The following is a 19903-nucleotide window of genomic DNA, read 5'->3' on the forward strand; positions in this document are numbered from 1 at the left end:
GATGAATTTTTCTTATGGAATTATAGCTGCAGTTGGAGTTTTAGTTGCAATATCAATTGGATTTATTGCTCAATCTCCTGATGATGTTATTGAACCCAGAATAGTTGAAGAAAACCCAACTGTTTGTACTATGCAATGGGAACCTATGTGCGGTGTTGATGGTGAAACTTATGGTAATTCATGTATGCTAGATGCTGCTAATGTTAAACTAGATTATGTAGGTGAATGTATTGTTTCTGTACCAGAACCAGAGCCTGTACCAGAGCCTGTACCAGAACCAGAGCCTGTACCAGAACCAGAGCCTGTACCAGAACCAGAGCCTGTACCAGAACCAGAGCCTGTACCAGAACCAGAGCCTGTACCAGAACCAGAGCCTGTACCAGAACCAGAGCCTGTACCAGAACCAGAATCTAATTTACCAATGTCACTAACTATTTCTGCACCTGAAGGATCAGGTGTTCCTGGATGTGAAGAAAATAATGAATGTTATTTACCTTATGAAGCAACTGTAGCCGTTGGTGCAATAGTTACTTGGAGTAATGATGACACTGCAGCTCATACTGTAACTAGTGGAAATGTTAATGCAGGTCCAACTGGAGTGTTTGATTCAGGATTATTCATGTCTGGTGGAACTTTTGAATTTACCTTTGAAGAAGCAGGCACTTATGATTACTTTTGTATGGTTCATCCTTGGATGACTGGTATAATTCATGTAGAATAATTTACTTTCAAAATTTAACACATAATTTTATTCGTTAATCTTGTTGTGTTAAGAAGTTTAGATGATGTTTGATGAAAACAGATTGTAAAATCTGTTCCACAATTAACGCACCAAGGATCTGTTACTCTTGCAGAGTGATTACAGATAACACATAATTTTTGATTTTCTTGCATGCAATTTATGTTGATTTTGATTTTAAAGATTCATTGAAGTTAATGCGGTATGCTATTGATTAGTTTTTATCTGAATGTTTTATGTGATTGCAATTCTTTGTAGAAATTATCTAAAAATTCTGGCATGTGTTTAGAACAATAATTGTAAGAATCCCATATTTCATTCCCACATTTTCTGCATATTGTATTTGGCATTTTTTTCTCCGAAATAGGACTTGGGGAGAATTTCTTCCCCCCAAGGGTAACATGAATTTCTAATATTGTTAGAACCAAGTGATATATGACAATACCAATCCATTTGCGGTATGGCTTTTAATTAATTTTAAAAGAATTTTGAGATTGTGTATTTTTTTGGATTTATTTGAAAAATTAGGAACGAAATAGGACTGCCGGGCCATAAAAAAATCAGCCCGGCTGTCATTTGGGGCGTTTGATTAATTTAGATAATTGTTATATATGACAATACCAATCCATTTGCGGTATGTCTACCGAAGAAAATACTTCAAAATACGGAAATCTGTATTCTTACAAATTCTATCTAAGACCTACTGCTCATAGACTTTACGGTGATCGATTCTCATCAATTAAAAAAATCAAACACCATGAAAATGTCCAAAAATTATTACAAGTATTGTTTCTTAATGGAACGTGTACTACGTGGGAAATGGCAAAAATAAAACATCCAAACGATGTATCTACAATTAGAACAAAAGAAAAGGAATATCGAAGATTAATCAAAGGACGTACTGACAGAGGTAAGCACTCTTCTGGAATAATGGAATTGGGTTTAGTAATTAATGATGGTCAAAAATTCAATAAAGGATATTCAGACACATATCGATTATCTCTTCCAGGAATTCTTTATTGTCTTGATGTCTTGAATTTAAGTAAAAAAGAAATTGATCAAATGGCAGCAAAATATGCTGTTTTCGTGCCAAAACTTTTTGGAAAATGGGAATTTCTAAAATCGATTATAGATGACGATGTCTATAAAATTCAAATTCTTGCAAGAGGATTATTACTTGATAACCCTGAACTTTCTTTGGAAAAATCTCCTTTGTATGAATTAATGTCTTATCTGAATTTCAAATATAGAAAATTTTATGAATTCATTTCTGAAAAAGATCTTTCTGAACAAATCTCATATTGGTTTTACACTTGTATTCTATATCAAAATCAAAGAAAGGGGAAAACTATTCTTTCTGGTGTTGAAAAACTACATGCAATTTTTAAAAAGGATAAAGAAATTGCAGCCTGGTATAAGGAATTTTTTAAGGAATCCGAACTCTATTTCAAAGACAGAACTAAAATCTTGAAGAACTCTGGAGTTTTTTAATTATTTTTTGCGTATTTTTTTATCATTTTTTCATACTCATCAAAATCTGCCGGTTTGTTAATGATCCCGCACAAATCCATTTCTTTTGCTTTTTTGTATTTTTCATTTTCTAATGCATAACTTGATGCAAACACAATTTTTGCTTCTGAATCCATTTTTTTTATTCTAAAAAATGCCTCATATCCATCAATTCCGGGCATCTTTATGTCTAAGAATACAATATCTGGCTTTGATTCTCGAAATTTTGTTATTCCGTCTTCTCCATTGATGGCAGGAATAACATCATAGCCTTCATCCATTAGCATTAACTGAGTAACTTCCAAATAATCTGAATCGTCATCTACTAGTAAGATCTTAGTGGCTCTTTCCAATTCTAACTAATTACTTTTCTTGCCTTAAATTTTTTGGGATTGTAATGGTAAATGTTACTGGATTGTTCATAATTGAAATTGTACCCTGATGCTGTGTAATGATGTTCTGGCAACTTGAAAGACCAAGTCCTGTTCCTTTAAGTTTTGAAGTAAATAGCGGTCTGAAAATTTTTGAAATATTCTCTTCTGAAATACTTGGACCAGAATTTTCAAATGATATTATGATTTCTTTTTCAGTTTGTTTTGAATTTATGTTTATTTTACCTTCTTCTGAATCAATTGATTGAATTGCATTTAACAGTAAATTCTCAAATACAACTTTGAATTTATCTGAATCACATTCAAATTTTATGTCTTCTTTAGGAATATTCAGTTGAATATTTTTTGGAATGGTTAGTGAATTTGAAGATGACTGAATTAAATCATTTAGTGAGTTTTCAGATAAATTTAGTGGTGTTGTTCTAACATAATTTAAGACACTCTCTACCTGGTGATTCATTCTTGCAACTGAACGTTTGATTCTCTCTGTTTCTTGATTTATTGTTTCATTTATTGTTTCATTTTGTTTTTCAATTCTTGTAACTGAGCTACGTATAGTTCCCAATGGGTTTCTAATATCATGTGCTATGTTTGATGCAAGCTGTCCTATGACTAGGAGTTTTTCGTTTTCAATTGATTTAACTCGTTTTATGACGATTACCACAAACAAAATTGTCATTATAAATAAAATCAAATTATTTTTTAGATCTTCAACAAACAGATTATCTTCAATATCTTCAACTATCTGACTTACCGGGGTTGTAACAAAGAAAAAGAATCTGTTTTTCTCTTCTATTGAAACAGGTGTTCCTGTACTTATTACATCTCCAAACCTGTGCGATTCATACGTGAATGATTTTGTGTTTCCTGAAAAAATATCTTCATAGTGAGAATTTTGAATTTTATCTTCTCCAAAATATCTCTGTACAAAATAACTCGAAAACTCTTTTCCAAGCAAATCACTGTTTTCAGCAAATAATATTTTTTGATTTTCATCAAATATTGTAATTGATGAGAGATCAATTTCGTAAATTCCAATATATTTTGAGATAATTTCTGATGGTTCTACTATTCCAAACACAATTCCTTTGAATTCCCCTGATTCTGAATCAATAATTGGGCTTGATACAAGAACTCGATAAATCCCATCTGTACTAATTATCTCTCCTGAATACCCTGGTTTACTCTTGAATTCCTCACTTGATTGAATATTTTGTAAATTTAATCCCACTAGACGAAATTTTTCATCATTTACCTGTGATACTATTGTAAGTGAGTTATCTACCAAAAATATGTCTGAAATTTTTGTTATTGAATTAATATTGTCCCAACTACTTGAAATGTAATCTTGTGTTTGACTATTTGTTAGACTTTGTTGAATTTGTGAAGATTCTGAAATAGTTTTCATATCTATCAAAAGCCTCTGAAATTCTGAATTTACAGAAGCTGCAAGACTTTTGGTCATGATCATTTGAATCTCACTTTTTTCTTCAATTAATGATTCTCGAATGTTATTTTTTGTGAAATCATTAATGTAGAATCCTGTGGTGATTACCGATATTATGATTAATCCTAGTATTCCCCATAAAATTTTATTTTTACCTAACGCCATTTTGCCCCAATTTAACTACATTCACGCACTTATTTAATTAAATTTTGAAATCCCTCATGCTGCTTGAGCGTTCATTGCTTTCATTTCTTCAGCAACTCTTGCCTTAAACTCTGCATTTGTTTCAAACCATTCTTGTTGAAATTTCTTTTCATTTGGAATTGTTTTTGTTTTCTTGTTTTTAGAACCCTTTGGTCTTCCTCTCTTTCGAATTTTTGGCATTTCAGGTATAGATTCTAAGTTTATTTTTTGTGTTGGTGTATAATTTTCTTCTAATGTTTTTTCAGCTTCTTCTTTCATCTCTTTTTTAGGGATCAATGTGTTTTCTTGTTTTATTTTTTGTCTTGATTCTGGAATTATTCTTAAACTAGAATGAATTTCTCCATTGTCATCTAAGAAAAATCTGATGTCTATGGGTTTTGTATTTGAAAAAACAAACCTCACATCAGATGCAGGGGTATTGACGGTCTCGTTTGGTAAGGAAAAAACGAATGAAAAGCAACGACTAGAAGATGACTCTAAAAAACTACTGTCGTTTTCTTTTCCTGATGTGAGTGTTTGTTGATTCATAGAGTACAACATGAGTGGTGATATATCATAATACCAATCCTTTTGCGGTATGCCTTAATTGAGTAATGTGACTTCGCTGCCTTGTTCAGATGACTCAAATCTGTAAATCTGTTCTACTGTAGAATCCTCAAAAATCTCTGCATCATGCGTAATTATGATAAATTGCATTGGTGTCTCTGAATTTGAAATGTTTGATAACTGAGACAACACGCTTACTAGTGATTTTTTTCTCTCTGCATCTAGGTGGGTTGTAGGCTCATCTAGAATCATCAAGTTAAGATTTGATCCTCCTAGAAGATTTGCCATGCCCAATCGTAACGATAATGCCACACTGACTTTTTCTCCTCCGCTAAGTGATTCTAAATCTAGCTCTTCACTTTTTGAATTACATATTATTGAAATATCTCTGGCCTTTTCAGTAAGTTGAATTCTTTGAATTTTTGTATTAAGTAATGCCAGATATTCTGATGCTTTTGCTGAAATTGCATTTAGTGCCCATGATCTCAAACTTGTTGCCACTGGACCGTCTCTGCCAAAGACATTATTTTGTATGTCATCAAGATTTGTAACGTATTCTTTAACAACTTTCAATTCTGAAATTGCATTTTCAAAAATTTTGATTTGTTCAACTCCTTTTGAAATTTTTTCTAAAATTGCTCCTATTTGTTGATCTATGTTTGATAACTCCATCTGTTTTTCATTAACATTTTTTTTCAGGTTCAGGAATTCTTGCTCATTAAATCCTCTTGTTTCTGATTCCAGTTGCGAAATATTCTCAAAAATTGTCTTTGCATGAGAGTCAATCTGTGATATTTCAATCAAATTTGAATTATTAGTTGAAGGAATTTTTTGTATATTCTCTTTTTTTGTTTTGACTTCTTCTTGAATTTTATCTAATTCTTCTTTTGAAGAAACTGAATATGCTCGAAGTGTTGCTTCTGCATCTCTTGCTGATTGCAGTTTTTCTGAAAACTCTTTTCTTTTTTGGTTGTACATTTGATGCTCTTTTTCTTTTAAGATTATTTGATCTTGAAGTGATTCTAATTCTTGTTTAAGATGTTCTTCTTGGAATAATGGATTCAGTTTTTCTACATCTGAATCACATACAGGACATTTGTTATCTTTGAGCTGAAGTTTTGCGGCAAGTGATTGCTTTTCTTTAAGAGATGCTGTTTGACTTTTCATCTCTTGTATTTTCTTTAATGTCTCTTCTACTGCCTGCTCAACTTTTTGAATTTTGGACTCTAAATCTTCTTTGAGGTTAGCATGCTCAAAACAGCCTTCACAATCACGTATTTTACGCTCATTTTCAGTTATTTCTTGCTGAATTTCATAAATTGCTTCTTTTGCATATTCAATTAATTCTCTTTTTCTTGCTTCAAGTTGATTGAGTTTGTCAATTTTTGGGGCGTCAATTTCTACTTGTTTTCTTAATTCTTCAACTTTATCTTGTAATTGTTTTTGCATCATTTGTAGTTGATTTTTTTGTGGCTCTGATTCCTTGATTTCATTTTGGTATTTGTCTAATTCTCTTGATAAAATATCAATATGTGTGTCGTCGTATCCAATTTTTGATCTAATATTTTCACGAAATTCTTTGTTTACTGTCTTCATTGATTCAGAAGCCACATCAAGCTTGTCAATTCCTATGATTGCATTTAGTAATTCTTTGAACTCTTTTGGTTTTGCATTAATGATTGCATTTAACTCTCCTTGCTGTACAATTGATGCAACTTTTAATTTTTCAAAGTCTAGTCCAATTGCTTTTTCAACTTCTTGAGTCATTGATTCTCCAAATTGTTTTCGCTCTCCTGCTGCAATCTCTATTTTTTCATTGCCAACAATCTCAGTAAATTTTGCTGAAAGAGTTCCTTTACTGTCAATCTTTCTTACTGCTTCAAAGGATTTCTCATTAACTGAAAAGTTTACCTTGGAATACCCTTGATTTACCCCCCGTTTGATTAACCCTTTGTTTGATTTTCTTGTATGTTGTCCAAACAATGCAAATGTAATCGCATCAATGATACTTGATTTTCCTGCACCATTTTGTCCTACAAAAACAGTTACTCCATTATCAAACTCTAGATTTGTATCTGAATGTGCTAAAAAATCTCCCAATTCAACTGATGTAATCATTTTTTCTTCTCCTTTTTGAATTTCTCAAAATTTTCAATGATTATCTGTGATGCTTCTTGAATCTGTCCTGATGATAAGACTGGAAGAAGTTCTTTGATGGCAAGATTGGCGTTCTGCTCTGAGCCTAGTGCATTAACTGATAGTCTATACATCTCGTCATCTATGATGTTTGGTCTGTCTAGGAATACAGAAGAGTCAGAAACTTGCTTTGTGCTAATTCTCCAAAAACATCTTAAAACCATTGAATTGAGTCTGGCAATCTGTGCCTGGATGTTGTCCGTCTCTATTTTTTCTCCTTGAATATTGACCTCTACAATGGGTTTTTTTGAAAGACTAGTGATTTTCTCTGAAATCTCATCTATTGTTTTTGATAGTTCTTGATAATCGGTTTTGAATGAAAATTGTGGTCTTGTATCAAGTTCAATCCAGTTTGGATTTGCTTCTTGTCCTGAAATATCAACTTCAAAAAACCCTTTTTTTGTTTCTTTGACTCCTTCACTTGTTGTCAGTTCAATTGAACCAGGATATGCAATTGGTCCATTTAGATGGTTGAATTTTTTAACATCTGTGTCGTGAAGATGCCCCATTGCATAATATGTGAAATTTTTTGGCAGATCAGTTGATTGTAACTCTCCTGCAAACTTGTTGAATTCTGTTATGCCTTGATGTAAAACCAAAATCTTATGTCCTGAAAAGTTTTGTGCAACTCTGTCTACTTCGGTAAATTTTTCTTCATATTGAGGAATTTCTGTTTTCCTTATCTTATCAAATCCTGCAAGAAGGACTCCTTTATGCTCCATTGGTTTTCCTTGACCAATATACTTTGAGAATTCTAAATTGTGATAAACATAGGGAATTGGAGTTGTTCTAATTCTACTAATATCGTGTTCTCCTAAAATGAAAAACGAATCTATGTTGTTTTGTTTTAATCGCTTTAATCCGTTTGCCATTTGGACAATTGCAGTCCCATTTGGATTTGGAACATGAAAAATGTCTCCTGCAAAAATTACAAAATCTACATGATCTTTTATTGATGTATCAATTGCTTGATTAAAGACATCGTAGACATCTTTTGCACGTTCATCTGAACCATATTGTACTAATCCCAAATGAGTATCTGAAATATGTGAAAACAGCATATCAGTCTAATAACAAATCTTTTTGAACTAGTCCTTGTGTTGATTCTACTGCAACCTCTTTCATTTTTTCTGCATTGGCCCAAGCATTTACTGCACTTTGGTCTGCCCCCATAATTTTCTCTTTAACTTCTTCAACATGTACTAGTGATGGTAAGTTTGTCCATTGTCCTACTAGAACCGCATCACCCACGTTTAGTGAGGTCAATTGGGCAATCAATTCACGGCTAGTTGACTCTGTTGCTGAGGCTATTTGGCGCTGATCATCTTCTTGAATTATCTTCATTATTGCAAAAGAACCCATCTGGCTCAGAACATTAAGGTCTACACTTCGAGGTCTTTGAGATACTACTCCTAATCCTAAACCAAATTTCCTTCCTTCTCTGGCAATTTTTGCTGCCCAATATTTTGCACTGGTGTCGTGGTCTTTTGGAATGAAAACATGTGCTTCTTCAATAATTACAAAAATAGGTGAATTGAATCTATAGTTTCTTTCTCTCTTGCTTTTACCATGTCTTGCAATACTTGCATCTTTTCTGTCTTTGAGTAGTTGTTGCAAGTAAAATGCAACTGCAACATTTGCTTGTTTTTCAGACAATTCTGAAATATTGAGAACATTGGTACGACCTTCTTTGATAAAACTAATTGGATCTCCCATATCTGGATCCAAAATATCTTCAAATCTTTTTTGAGATTCTTCTATTATGTCTTGAACCCTGTATGCTGACGTCCTGATTTCTTTTAGTTTTTTATCTTCTGAATTTACGATAAAATCAATTTCATTTTCTAATTTACTCCAAAATTCTTTTGATTCTTTGACATGTTTTGTAAATGCCATTCTTAACACTCTTTGTTGTACATTTGCACCATCTCTAATCTCTAAAACTTCTGAGAGTTGATCTGCATCAAGTAATCTTGGATTAATTTTTGCATCAACTACATTAATTCTTGGAATATTTAGTGTAGTATAGTCATTGTGATAATCAAAAATTATTACTGTTCCTTTTAATTTTGAAATCTGTTTTGTAACTAGTGATACAAGATTACTTTTACCCATACCTGTCATTGCTAAAATTCCTAAATGTCTTGAGACAATTTTATCTAGATTCACTTTTGCATCGATTGTTTTGTTTCTCAAAAGATTTCCAATCTTTACCCATCCGTTATTTTTGGGGCTAAAGATTTCTTCAAGATCTTGTTTGCTTGGTTGAGTGATTTCTGTGCCTGGAATGGGTGGAATTGCAGGAATAATTGATTGACCTTTTCTCAAATTCTCTAAAAATCCTAAAATTCCAATGTGTGCAGTAAACGTTTTGTCTCTCTTGTTTAGTTCTGCAATCTCGGTACTTTCAGCTGCTTCATCAAAATTTCTTACATCTGTAAATGCTGCACTTGTTACTGATGATTTTTCAACTAGTCCTAATATCTCTCCTTCGTCAGAACCAATCTTGATGTACTCTCCAACAGACAAAGCTCTTGATGTAATTGCTGTGACAAATGTTGGTTTTGATTCACCAATTACAAATCCTAAACTCAACCTAATACCTCACGTGAACCAATCTCATTACTTAGACCTAATAAACTGACCATTTTTGCAAGTTCCTTATCAGATATTTTACAGTTGTTGTGTGCAAGCTTTAATGCATATGGATATCCTCCAATACTTGTTTTGTATAATTTATTCATGACTGATTTTATATCATTTTCATCATGTTGTTCTCCAAGAAATTCTAATTTGATAATTGGTGTAGAATCACTTAATCTTACAAATGTAGATGAAATGACTTTGTCTGAACCATATTTTTTTTCTACAAATAATTTACTAAATCCTGGATTGTTTGTAACATGATTATAGTAAAAAATATCTCCAGCAAGAGAACCTAATTTCTCAAATTGTTTTTTTGTGTTTGATGTTTTTGCAATAAAAATCACATTGTCTCTCTTTTTCATTGTTCTTACTACCTGTGCATCCAAAGTTGACTGTCTTGTCATAAATTGAGAATGCAAAGAACCATCCATCAAAACCAAATCAACTTGGTCCACTGTTTTCTCACAAGCATCAATTTCCATTTTACTTGCAATTCGCGAAAGATCAGTATCTGAACCCAATCCTGACTCGTGTAAATCAACTAATACATCACCATCTGCCTTGATGGATACTGCTGTAGTTGCCCAAAGTTCAATTCCTTGGAATTTTGTATTGTTAAAACTTGAATCAATTCCTGCAGTAACTACTTCTTCTTTTACAGGCATAAATTCTACCCAATTTTCTCTTGCCTTTTGTATTATTTGCTCAAATTTAGGACCTTTTAGAATAGATAGCATCTTATCTCTATTGATAATTGCATCTTTGTATACGGTATTGAGCACAACACTAGTTCGTTTGTTTGAATAAAATCTTTAGGTTATACTGAACCTTGACAAAACTGATCCATTTAGCCAATCCTTCCTTTGAAAATTATTTTTTCTTCAGTTTCTGATGGGGTGCTTCTGTCAATGTATCTAATTTCATACTTGTCTCCAATGTGGATTGTTTTACCATCCAATTCTCTTGGAATTTTGATCTTGACTTCAAATGTATTTGTGTTTGGTCCAGTTTCAATTAATGCCCAAGAATTCGCATCAAATTTTGGATTGGCTAAAGTGGTTCTAATCCCACCATCTCCTCTATATTCAAATGAACTGAGAGAAATTTTATCCTCATCTTTTGAATCCCTATTTGCATCAGGCTCGTAAATTCTTAATGTGAATTCGTGGCCTATTCTAGAATTTCCTCCAGATGTTTCTACTTTTGCAAATGTTTTGGTTAGTGCAATTGATTTTGTTAACACTCTCATTTCTCCTGCCGAGTCTGATTGATCTAAATATCTAATCAAAACAACATCATCTTGTTTGACTGTATTTGGCAAATCTAATTTCAAATAAAATTTCCCTGTATTCATTCCTGTTTCAACCATTGTTTCCGGTCCTTGTATTGAAACTCCGTTTATTGTAAACTCAAAAAGATCTTTTGTACTTACTACATCAACACCACTATGGCTTGTATTCAGATCATCATCTGAAATGTAAAAATTTACTGTGGTGCTTTGGGATGCAGGTATTGTCTCAATCTCTTTTTCTGCTTTCACAAATTTTTGAATGATTTGTTTCCAACCTCTTTCTTCTAATCTTTCAGCTGTAGTTGATTTTACACATGCAGGCATTCCTGATATTTTTAGCATCAAAACTAGTCCTTCATTACAAGTTACTTTTTCAGGCATTATTCCTAATTTGATCTGTTTTTTTGGTGATTCTATATCTCCAAATGATGACTGAATAACAACTAAAAAAAATATTGTAAAAATTATTGAAACTTGGTAAAATTTCATAGATTTTTTCGAGTTTCTTTGCATAAATAACTTAATGATAAATTATTCTCTTTTGAAACCAGTTTGCCTAGAATTAATTAAGTGATAATAGCTCACAAACTAGAATTAATTTTTGTATTCTACTCATGAATACATGAGGATACCACGTTTACTTTACGGATTTACTAATACTGGATTCGATGTGTTAAATGGTGATTGTATTGGATAAAATCCCTAGATGCCTAGTTTTTCATTATATTTTGTTTGAATGAACCCCTCCACATGAAATTGAGGGGAATTTTTCGTAGAACCAGAGGATGGTGTATCGTGATGATTAGTCAATATTTGGTTCAACCCATAAGTAACTGTTTCAAGATATGCAAAATGAATAAGCCTAGATTTGACATGATTTAAAAAAATCCCACATCAAGTCTACTGAAAAATATTAAAATTTTAAATGATTTGAGATGTAATTATGATTGTGCAAAAAGAAGAAAGGATTTCAATTGATGCAATTCTAAAAGATGATGTATTAGAATATTTGACACAATTAGACTTGAAAGAAGATTTTGAAGCAGGTAAAATAAAATGTAATTCGTGTGAAGATATTGTAACATTTGAAAATATAGGAATTATTTTTTTCGAAGAACATATTCCAAAAATTGTTTGTAACAAACCATATTGTTATCAAAATGTGCCGATAACTAGATAAGTAAATTATGTAATTTTAAAACATGTTAGAATTTCTTCTTCAAACAGGAAGTGATGCTGCATCTAATGTAACTATAGTGGATCATCTGATTGGTTCGTGGTATATTTGGGCTCCAATTATAGGAATCTTGATATTTTTTCTTAAAGCAGGTACAAATTTTAGAGAATGGCGAATTTTTATTAAAGAAATAAAAGAAGATGCTGAAATTAGTAAAACTCAAAAAAAGTAGAAAAAAATATTGTAAATGAAATACATGATGCTAGAAAAGAAATCAATAAACAAGCTGGTTTTGACGTTTTCCCATATGATTTAGATATTAAATGGACAAAAGCTGTTAAATCTAAAGTTGATGTGGATAAATCTGAAAATAAAGTCATAGCTATTTTACAAAATGATGATACTTCTGCAGAAAGTTTTGCAAAAACTTCTTATTTTTATTCACAAAAAGGATTGCTTCCTGAACTAAAAAAACACATCAATCCTTCTAGAATTAGTTCTATGGATTTGATTATGGCAAAAAAAATTATTGAAGCAAAACGACAGGATGCAATTCCGTTCTTTCATGATGAAATTTTCAAAAAAGAAACTAAATCCCGTCATGTAAAATTACAATGTATTGCACTGGGTTCTCTTGACGATAAAGGGGAATTCACAAGATTGTTTCTAAGAGAACTTACTGATATTGGGCATAAATTTGCAACAATTCAACCAAGTAAATACTCAAAAGATGAATTAAGTGAATTTTTAGATTATATGTACACTATTGGAAATCGAAAAACATCTGAAAAAATAAACAGCCTTGCAGTAGAGGGAACTTATATCAGATTTGCAGTTTCATTTATTGCAATTGATCGAGACAAAGATAATTTCAATTCGCTGACAAAAATGGGTTCTAAATCATTTCATGTTCAACATGTTCATAAATTAATCAAGAAGAAAATTCTTTCAATATGGATCTTAGCGAGTGGGGTGGATAATGTCAAATACGCTAAATGGTTGTTGAATTATTTTCGTTCATATCAAGAAGTTCTCAAAACTGAACCTATTGAATTTACACATTCTTTTTCGAAACAACCTACATTGTTAGGACACATCATCTTAAAGAAAGGACTTTAGGCATCTTCCGATTGTAATATGTCATAAAATTATTCACATAACCTAAACGTTAAGTATAATTCTAAATAACACATTACATCATTTTGAAACCATATATTGTAATTGAAAATTTTAAGGAAAGTGAATTTCTTAATCTAAAAGGGAAAATCAAAGAAAGAACAAACTGGAAAGATAAACCCCTCCAGAAAGGCACCAAAGAATCTTTACAATTTGAAACTCCAGATGGCAAAATAACTGTCACTTATTACAATAATAGTAAGTTAATGATCCAGGGAAGTCCTAATAACCCAGAATTTGAATGGTTGTATACTGAAATTTCAGAATATTCTACAAACCGAACAATTGGGAAAATCTAATTTTCTATTCTAGTACCGATAAATGTTGAATAAATGGTAGTTAATTAAACAAAACCAAAAATTTTGTTGCATAGAAGTTATATTCTCAGTTGAATAGTTACCGTATGATTTTAGAAACTATAGGAAATTTGATAATTTTTGGAATTGTTGGAGGTGCTATTTTGGCATTCATAATTTTGTTAACAAGAAAATAAAAAATCTTTTTTGTTAAAATGTACCTATAACATCCCCATTATCATCTAAAATTTTACCATGTACTATGGGTTTTGGTTCTTTAGATGCGTCCTCAACAATGATTTCAGGTTCCCCTTTTTCTTCTTGTTCTAATTCCTTCCCTTCTTCATAAGCATCTAAACCCATTATGACTAATTCTCTCAATTCTTCAGACATACATTGTCCATCGTGGTTGCACATTTCTTGAAATTTCTTGAAATCCTCTTTTGATAGTTTTGTTGAAACTGTTTTCAAATTATTTGGCCTCTGTTTTTCTAATTTTTAATGCTACTATGGCAAAAATTCCAGTTATGACAGTAGGAACAACAACTAAAATCAATGATTGTTCAAAAGGTTGAGATTCTATAACAACTTGTGCATTCCCATTACTGTCGGACAACATAGTTTCCATAGATTCATGTTTCATATTATGAGCGTCAATAGATTCTTGAATTGTATCTAGTTTATTTGCGATTAAAAGTAATGTTAAATTCAATTCGGCTAAGTCTGGGTCTGGATTTGATGCTTCAAAGAGAATTTTTGTGGATTCTAATTCTTTTATCAATCTAGAATTTTGTTTTTCTAATTCCGTTATAGCAATATACGAATCTACTATGGATGTTGGATTTAGTTCTTCATAAACAATGTTTACTGTCATTCCAACTGTAATCATCCCAACAATAGCTGTTAATATCCCGATAATTGATGAAAGTTGCACATAAGACGATATGATATTGTTCTAAAAAGACTTTGGTTTATCCACAATCTACCATGAATAGACCTTGTATGCTAGTAGACCGACAAATAATACCTAAAATTTATTGATTAATTAAGTGATGATTTCTAGATAATCTGTTTGAAACGAATAGCCCTTCTTGGATGCGGTTCAATGGGAACTCAAATTGCTCTTGCAATTGATTCTGAAAATTTCCCTGCTACTCTTACCCATGTATATGATGAATCAAAAGATGTATCATCTTCTCTTGTTCAAAAACTAAAAAACAAACCAGAAATTGTTGAAAATTCTCATCTTTTATCTTCTCAACCAATTGATATTGTTGTCGAGGCCGCATCACAAAATGCAGTAAAAGATATTGCACTAAGTGTTCTACAAAATAAAAAAGACTTGATGATCATGAGTGTTGGTGCGTTACTTGATGAATCAATCTATGATATTTTGTCAGATGCATGTAAAGACTTTAAAAAAACAATCTATCTGCCTTCAGGAGCAATTGCAGGATTGGATGGACTAAAATCAATCAAAGACGAACTTGAATTCATATCTATCACAACAACAAAACATCCACGTTCTCTGAAAGGTGCAAAATTCTTTGAGACTTCTGATATTAACTTAGATGAAATTACTTCTTCAACCATAGTGTATGAAGGAACTGCAAAAGAGGCTGTTACACTATTTCCTGCAAACATCAACGTTGCAGCACTCTTGTCACTAACTGGAATTGGTAGTGAAAAAACTAATGTAACAATTATTGCAGATCCTAATACTGACAGGAACACCCATCACATTGAAGCTTCGGGAAAGTTTGGAAAGATGACATTTACAATAGAAAATATTCCTGATTCAAATAATCCAAAGACAAGCAGATTGGCAATCTTGTCTGCAATTGAAACTCTGAAAAAATACTGTTCAGATGATATTCAGATTGGCACATAACATGGCAATAATTGCCACTGTTGCCCATATCCATGAAAATTCTAGGCGCGATCCCATTCTTTAAATCCCCACCACTCAAATTTTCTATGGTTTATGCTCGTACAACAAACCTCAAAACTCAAAGAAGAGATTGAACGTCTCAAGAAGGAGAAAGACGTGATTATACTTGCCCACAATTATCAAATTCCTGAAGTTCAAGATGTAGCCGATTTTACAGGTGATTCTTTAGGATTATCCAGACAAGCAGCCAAAGTTCCACAAAAGACAATTCTTTTTTGTGGTGTGAACTTTATGGCTGAAACTGCTGCAATTATCAGTCCTCAAAAAAAGGTAATCTTGCCAGATTTAGAAGCTGGTTGTTCATTATCTGATTCAATTACTGTTGATGAATTAAGAAACTGGAAGAAACAACATCCAGGTGCAATTGCAGTTGGATATGTTAACACTACTGCTGAAATTAAAGCAGAACTTGATTATTGTTGTACCTCATCAAATGCAGTAAACGTAGTTAAAGCAATTCCTGAAGATAAGGAAATTTTATTTTTGCCAGACATGTTCTTGGGCTCATACGTTGCAAAAATGACTGGTAGAAAAAACATGCACATATGGGCAGGCGAATGTCACGTCCATGCAGGAATTACACCTGAAGATGTCACAAAAAAACTAGATTCCATGAAAGATGCAGAATTTGTAATTCATCCTGAATGCAGTTGCACCACTCCAATGATGTATGATGTTGCTGATGGTAGTTTTGATGATCAAAAAGTTTCAATTCTTTCAACTGAAGGAATGCTAAATCATGTAAAAGAATCAAAATCTAAAAACTTTGTTGTTGCAACTGAAACTGGAATTTTATACAGAATGAGACAACAAAATCCTGATAAGAAATTCATTCCAGCTTCTGAAAAAGCTGAATGCCAATACATGAAGATGATCACACTTGAAAAAGTTCATGATGCCCTTGTAAATGAGAAAAACATTGTGACTGTTCCAAAAGAAATTGCAGACAAGGCACGTTTAGCAATTGATAGAATGCTTGCAATAAGCTAATTGTGTGACTATGTTGGTTGGATTATTTAGTAGAACTCCAAAAGACCCTAATCAAAAAAGAAATCAAGAAAAATTCAAAGAATTCAAGAAACTTGCCAAACAAAAAAAGTACGACGAGGCTCTAAAATCAGGCACAGAATATCTCAGAATGGTGCCAAACAATCACGATGCATTGTTTACCGTGGGTGGAATCTATTATCTGAAAAAAAAATACAAAACTGCAATATCTCATTTTGATAAAGCACTTGAAATTGGCTCTTATGACGTTGATGTGTTGCTTTTGAAAGCATACTCTCATCAAAAACTAGGTGAAAAGAAAAGAGCACTTCAATGTTGTGAAAAAATTCAAGAAATTGATCCAAAAAATAAGACAGTAACTGAATTATTATCTCAATTAAATTCCTAAATTTCTAAACTCATATCAATTCCTTTTACAGAATTTGTTATACTTCCAACTGAGATAATGTCTACTCCTGTTTGTCCATATTTGGAAATATTTTTTGAGTTAATTCCTCCTGATGCTTCAAGCAAAACCTTGTTTCGTAATTTTTGATTTTTGAGAACTTTGATTGCTTTTCTAATCTGATTTGGAGTGAAGTTATCTAACATGATTATTGTTGCACCTTCTTTTGCAGCAAGAACTGCGTCTGACGTATTCTCAACTTCTACTTCGAATTTACTGTGTCTCTTCTTTGCTTTTTTGATTAATGACTCTAATGAATTTCCTACTGCGATATGATTGTCTTTGATCATGACCATTTCATCTAATCGTAATCTGTGTTTTTTACCTCCTCCAATTTCTACTGCTTCTTTGTCAAAATATCGTAGTCCTGGTGCAGTTTTTCTTGTGGCATAGAGTTTTGTTTTCTTTGGAATTTTTTTTACAAGTTCATTTGTTTGAGTCGCAATTCCACTCATTCTTGTTAAAAGATTCAATGCTGTCCTTTCACATGTAAGAATTTTTCCAGCATCTCCTGATATGTTCATTATAGTTTCATTTGGTCTTACTTTGGAGCCATCTTTTTTCAAAATTCTTGTGTTACATCCTTTGATTTTGAAAATCTGCCTTGCATGTACAACTCCGCCTACAATTGCATGTTCTCTTGAAATTATTCTAACTGTGATTTTTTTCTTTGGTAGTAATGCACTTGTGATGTCTCCTTTACCAATATCTTCAGCTAGAAATTGTGATAACTGTTTTTTAGAATTAAATGACAACATTATGATAAAATGCTAATTTGATTTTAAATATTTAGAAATTTTATGTTACTTTAATTGCATATTTGCCTTTCTTGGTAATTCCAAGTGTTTTTGAAATTTCAGAGTTTGTTGGATCTACTACTAATACAACCCCGCTCCAATCTGGTGTTAAATCTGCTGATTTACATATTGGACAAACTTTTCCCACGGTTACATTCTTGCATTTTCTGCATGCCATTTCTCGTGCCATCTTAACTTGCCTCTACTTTAGCTTCTTTTGCTGGTTCTTCTGCTCCGCCAGAAGATTTCTTTATCTCTTCTTCAATCCATTCGTCTGCACCAAGGAATGGTTGTCTACATGTAATTCCGATTTTACCCATTGCAGCTGCTTTACCTAATGATACTGCAGTGATTCTTGCACGAAGTGTCGAACCAACTTTTAATGTTCTTCCACTTTGATTAGCCAAAATCATTCCAGATTTTACATCACTCTTAAGATAATCATCCATAACTTGTGATAAGTGAAGTAATGCATCGGTAGGACCAATTCTTACAAATGCACCAAAGTCTGTAATGTCTACGATTTCTCCTTGTACAATTTCTTGTAATTTTGGATAAAATGTTAGTGCTTCAAATTGAACTCTGTGGAATGTTCCACCGTCACCGGCAATCATCTTTCCCATCTCGTCCACTTTAGCGTCTAAAATCATAATGATGTAACCTAAATCTGCATTAATCATACTCTCGTACTTTTCTTTGAGAATATTCACTGCTGCCTTTTTGAGTGTGGTTCCAAACAAGCTTGGAGGAATCCTGACAACATCAACTAGAGTAGATATAGAAAACAACTGTGCTGTTTTTCTTGAATTTCAATTTATGAATCTTTGGGTAATTTGAGCACATTTTTCTAAAGATTTTGCTAATTTTCGAAAATTATCTCAATTTCTTTTGGTCATCAACTTATGTTTAAATAATGTAGAAGGGCTTTTTGACGCAATGGTTGGCATAGATCAAGTCCTTGAAAAACTTAGTACTGTAATTGATCCTGACTTGAAAAAAGATATTGTCTCTATGGGAATGATCAAAGATTTAGAACTTAATGATGGAAATTTGAAATTTACGCTCGAATTAACTACTCCGGCATGTCCTTTCAATATCGAAATTGAAGATGATGTAAGAAAAGTAATTGGTGAACTTACTGAATTGAAAAACTTTGACATGAATGTAACTGCAAAAGTTATGGAAGGACGTTCACTTGATGCCGACACTGGAATGGCTACAGTCAAAAACATTATTGGTGTCGCAAGTGGAAAAGGTGGTGTAGGTAAATCAACAGTTTCTCTCAATTTAGCTTTGGCACTACAACAAACAGGTGCAAAAGTTGGATTACTTGATGCTGATATCTATGGTCCAAGTATCCCATTAATGCTTGGAATGAAAGATGGATTTATGGAAGTTGAAGATAATAAACTTCAACCAGCAGAATCAAATGGTCTCAAAGTTGTTTCATTTGGTTTCTTTGCAGAACAAGCACATCAAGCAGCAATTTATCGTGGCCCAATTATCTCAGGTATTCTAAAACAATTTCTAGTTGACACAAACTGGGCTGATTTGGATTATCTTATTGTAGATCTACCTCCAGGAACTGGTGATATTCCATTAACTCTTGCACAAACAATTCCGATTACAGGAATTCTAGTAGTTACCACTCCTCAAGATGTAGCAAGTAACGTTGCAGTAAAAGCAATTGGAATGTTTGAAAAACTAAATGTTCCAATTATTGGTGTTGTTGAAAACATGAGTCATTTTATTTGTCCTAATTGTGATGAAAGACATTACATCTTTGGTGATGGTGGTGCAAAGAAAATAAGTGAACAATTTAACATGCCTTTCTTAGGTGAAATTCCATTAAACTCTGGAATCATGTCTGGTTCTGATGTGGGAAAACCAATCATGATTACAAATACTGATTCTCCAAGTGCTGATGCATTTAGAATTGCTGCCAAAAACATTGCAGCACAATGTAGTATTCTTGCAGCAAAACTTCAAGAAGAAATGGAGTCTGAAGGCTCTAATGAAGAATCTGCTCCAGAGGCAAGTACAAACTAGAATCGATTTTTGTGAAGTTACCTAATTCTCTAAG

At 32.5% G+C, this 19903-nt stretch carries 23 protein-coding genes; 10 read left to right on the plus strand and 13 right to left on the minus strand.

Features of this window, described 5'->3' with window-relative positions:
* Position 1: 1 nt before the first annotated feature.
* Positions 2-721 carry a plastocyanin/azurin family copper-binding protein gene (locus ACQY22_RS06045; RefSeq protein ID WP_428323807.1) on the plus strand — a complete coding sequence of 240 codons (720 nt, stop codon included), beginning with the start codon at positions 2-4 and terminating at the stop codon, positions 719-721.
* A gap of 654 nt (positions 722-1375) precedes the next feature.
* Positions 1376-2230: a hypothetical protein gene (locus ACQY22_RS06050; protein WP_428323808.1), complete on the plus strand. Its 855-nt coding sequence runs from the start codon at positions 1376-1378 to the stop codon at positions 2228-2230.
* On the opposite strand, the gene ACQY22_RS06055 is transcribed toward ACQY22_RS06050, so the two are convergent.
* The 8 genes from ACQY22_RS06055 to ACQY22_RS06090 form a co-directional block, all read right to left on the minus strand.
* Complete coding sequence (locus tag ACQY22_RS06055) at positions 2227-2601, minus strand: response regulator (RefSeq protein WP_428323809.1); 375 nt, start codon at positions 2599-2601, stop codon at positions 2227-2229. The two genes, ACQY22_RS06050 and ACQY22_RS06055, sit on opposite strands and share 4 nt — an antisense overlap.
* Positions 2602-2611: 10 nt before the next feature.
* Positions 2612-4252 carry an ATP-binding protein gene (locus ACQY22_RS06060; protein WP_428323810.1) on the minus strand — a complete coding sequence of 547 codons (1641 nt, stop codon included), beginning with the start codon at positions 4250-4252 and terminating at the stop codon, positions 2612-2614.
* Positions 4253-4306: 54 nt separating this feature from the next.
* Positions 4307-4819, minus strand: coding sequence for a hypothetical protein (locus ACQY22_RS06065; protein ID WP_428323811.1), 513 nt, complete (start codon positions 4817-4819; stop codon positions 4307-4309).
* 54 nt (positions 4820-4873) lie between these two features.
* Positions 4874-6955 (minus strand): AAA family ATPase, encoded by a 2082-nt coding sequence (locus ACQY22_RS06070; protein WP_428323812.1) that lies wholly within the window; start codon positions 6953-6955, stop codon positions 4874-4876.
* Positions 6952-8094 (minus strand): metallophosphoesterase, encoded by a 1143-nt coding sequence (locus ACQY22_RS06075; protein ID WP_428323813.1) that lies wholly within the window; start codon positions 8092-8094, stop codon positions 6952-6954. The genes ACQY22_RS06070 and ACQY22_RS06075 overlap by 4 nt, the downstream gene beginning before the upstream one ends.
* 1 nt (position 8095) lies before the next feature.
* Positions 8096-9628 carry a helicase HerA domain-containing protein gene (locus ACQY22_RS06080; protein WP_428323814.1) on the minus strand — a complete coding sequence of 511 codons (1533 nt, stop codon included), beginning with the start codon at positions 9626-9628 and terminating at the stop codon, positions 8096-8098.
* Positions 9625-10416: a DNA double-strand break repair nuclease NurA gene (locus ACQY22_RS06085; protein ID WP_428325533.1), complete on the minus strand. Its 792-nt coding sequence runs from the start codon at positions 10414-10416 to the stop codon at positions 9625-9627. Before ACQY22_RS06085 ends, ACQY22_RS06080 begins: the two co-directional genes overlap by 4 nt.
* 110 nt (positions 10417-10526) lie before the next feature.
* Entirely contained in the window at positions 10527-11459 is a 933-nt protein-coding gene (locus ACQY22_RS06090; protein ID WP_428323815.1) for a hypothetical protein, read from the minus strand.
* Positions 11460-11919: 460 nt separating this feature from the next.
* Between ACQY22_RS06090 and ACQY22_RS06095 the strand changes: the two genes are divergently transcribed.
* The 4 genes from ACQY22_RS06095 to ACQY22_RS06110 all read left to right on the plus strand — a co-directional run bounded on the left by ACQY22_RS06095 (position 11920) and on the right by ACQY22_RS06110 (position 13622).
* Positions 11920-12150 carry a hypothetical protein gene (locus ACQY22_RS06095; RefSeq protein ID WP_428323816.1) on the plus strand — a complete coding sequence of 77 codons (231 nt, stop codon included), beginning with the start codon at positions 11920-11922 and terminating at the stop codon, positions 12148-12150.
* A gap of 22 nt (positions 12151-12172) precedes the next feature.
* A complete protein-coding gene (locus ACQY22_RS06100) occupies positions 12173-12379 on the plus strand; it encodes a hypothetical protein (RefSeq protein ID WP_428323817.1) in 207 nt (68 codons plus the stop codon).
* Between the two features lie 122 nt (positions 12380-12501).
* On the plus strand, positions 12502-13266 hold the full coding sequence (locus ACQY22_RS06105; RefSeq protein ID WP_428323818.1) for a hypothetical protein: 765 nt from the start codon (positions 12502-12504) through the stop codon (positions 13264-13266).
* An 83-nt stretch (positions 13267-13349) separates the two neighbouring features.
* Positions 13350-13622 (plus strand): hypothetical protein, encoded by a 273-nt coding sequence (locus ACQY22_RS06110; RefSeq protein WP_428323819.1) that lies wholly within the window; start codon positions 13350-13352, stop codon positions 13620-13622.
* A 207-nt stretch (positions 13623-13829) separates the two neighbouring features.
* Here the strand turns inward: ACQY22_RS06110 and ACQY22_RS06115 are convergent, their stop codons facing one another.
* Both ACQY22_RS06115 and ACQY22_RS06120 read right to left on the minus strand, forming a co-directional pair.
* On the minus strand, positions 13830-14090 hold the full coding sequence (locus ACQY22_RS06115) for a hypothetical protein (protein ID WP_428323820.1): 261 nt from the start codon (positions 14088-14090) through the stop codon (positions 13830-13832).
* Between the two features lies 1 nt (position 14091).
* Positions 14092-14553, minus strand: coding sequence for a hypothetical protein (locus ACQY22_RS06120; protein ID WP_428323821.1), 462 nt, complete (start codon positions 14551-14553; stop codon positions 14092-14094).
* 138 nt (positions 14554-14691) lie between these two features.
* On the opposite strand from ACQY22_RS06120, the gene ACQY22_RS06125 reads away from it, so the two are divergent.
* The 3 genes from ACQY22_RS06125 to ACQY22_RS06135 all read left to right on the plus strand — a co-directional run bounded on the left by ACQY22_RS06125 (position 14692) and on the right by ACQY22_RS06135 (position 16966).
* Positions 14692-15510, plus strand: coding sequence for an aspartate dehydrogenase (locus ACQY22_RS06125; protein WP_428323822.1), 819 nt, complete (start codon positions 14692-14694; stop codon positions 15508-15510).
* Positions 15511-15603: 93 nt separating this feature from the next.
* Positions 15604-16560, plus strand: coding sequence for a quinolinate synthase NadA (nadA, locus tag ACQY22_RS06130; protein ID WP_428323823.1), 957 nt, complete (start codon positions 15604-15606; stop codon positions 16558-16560).
* A 4-nt stretch (positions 16561-16564) separates the two neighbouring features.
* Positions 16565-16966, plus strand: coding sequence for a tetratricopeptide repeat protein (locus tag ACQY22_RS06135; RefSeq protein ID WP_428323824.1), 402 nt, complete (start codon positions 16565-16567; stop codon positions 16964-16966).
* Here the strand turns inward: ACQY22_RS06135 and nadC are convergent.
* Genes nadC through ACQY22_RS06150 form a run of 3 tightly spaced genes read right to left on the minus strand, consistent with a single transcriptional unit; the run spans position 16963 to position 18608 of the window.
* Complete coding sequence (nadC, locus tag ACQY22_RS06140) at positions 16963-17781, minus strand: carboxylating nicotinate-nucleotide diphosphorylase (RefSeq protein WP_428323825.1); 819 nt, start codon at positions 17779-17781, stop codon at positions 16963-16965. The genes ACQY22_RS06135 and nadC overlap by 4 nt on opposite strands.
* A gap of 40 nt (positions 17782-17821) precedes the next feature.
* Positions 17822-18010, minus strand: a complete 189-nt coding sequence (gene spt4 / locus ACQY22_RS06145; RefSeq protein WP_428323826.1) for a transcription elongation factor subunit Spt4 — start codon at positions 18008-18010, stop codon at positions 17822-17824.
* A gap of 1 nt (position 18011) precedes the next feature.
* Entirely contained in the window at positions 18012-18608 is a 597-nt protein-coding gene (locus tag ACQY22_RS06150) for a DNA-directed RNA polymerase (RefSeq protein WP_012215618.1), read from the minus strand.
* 148 nt (positions 18609-18756) lie between these two features.
* On the opposite strand from ACQY22_RS06150, the gene ACQY22_RS06155 reads away from it, so the two are divergent.
* Positions 18757-19869, plus strand: a complete 1113-nt coding sequence (locus ACQY22_RS06155; RefSeq protein ID WP_428323827.1) for an Mrp/NBP35 family ATP-binding protein — start codon at positions 18757-18759, stop codon at positions 19867-19869.
* The last annotated feature ends 34 nt before the right edge of the window (positions 19870-19903 follow it).

It is taken from the genome of Candidatus Nitrosopumilus sp. (genome assembly GCF_965263415.1).
GTDB lineage: Archaea > Thermoproteota > Nitrososphaeria > Nitrososphaerales > Nitrosopumilaceae > Nitrosopumilus.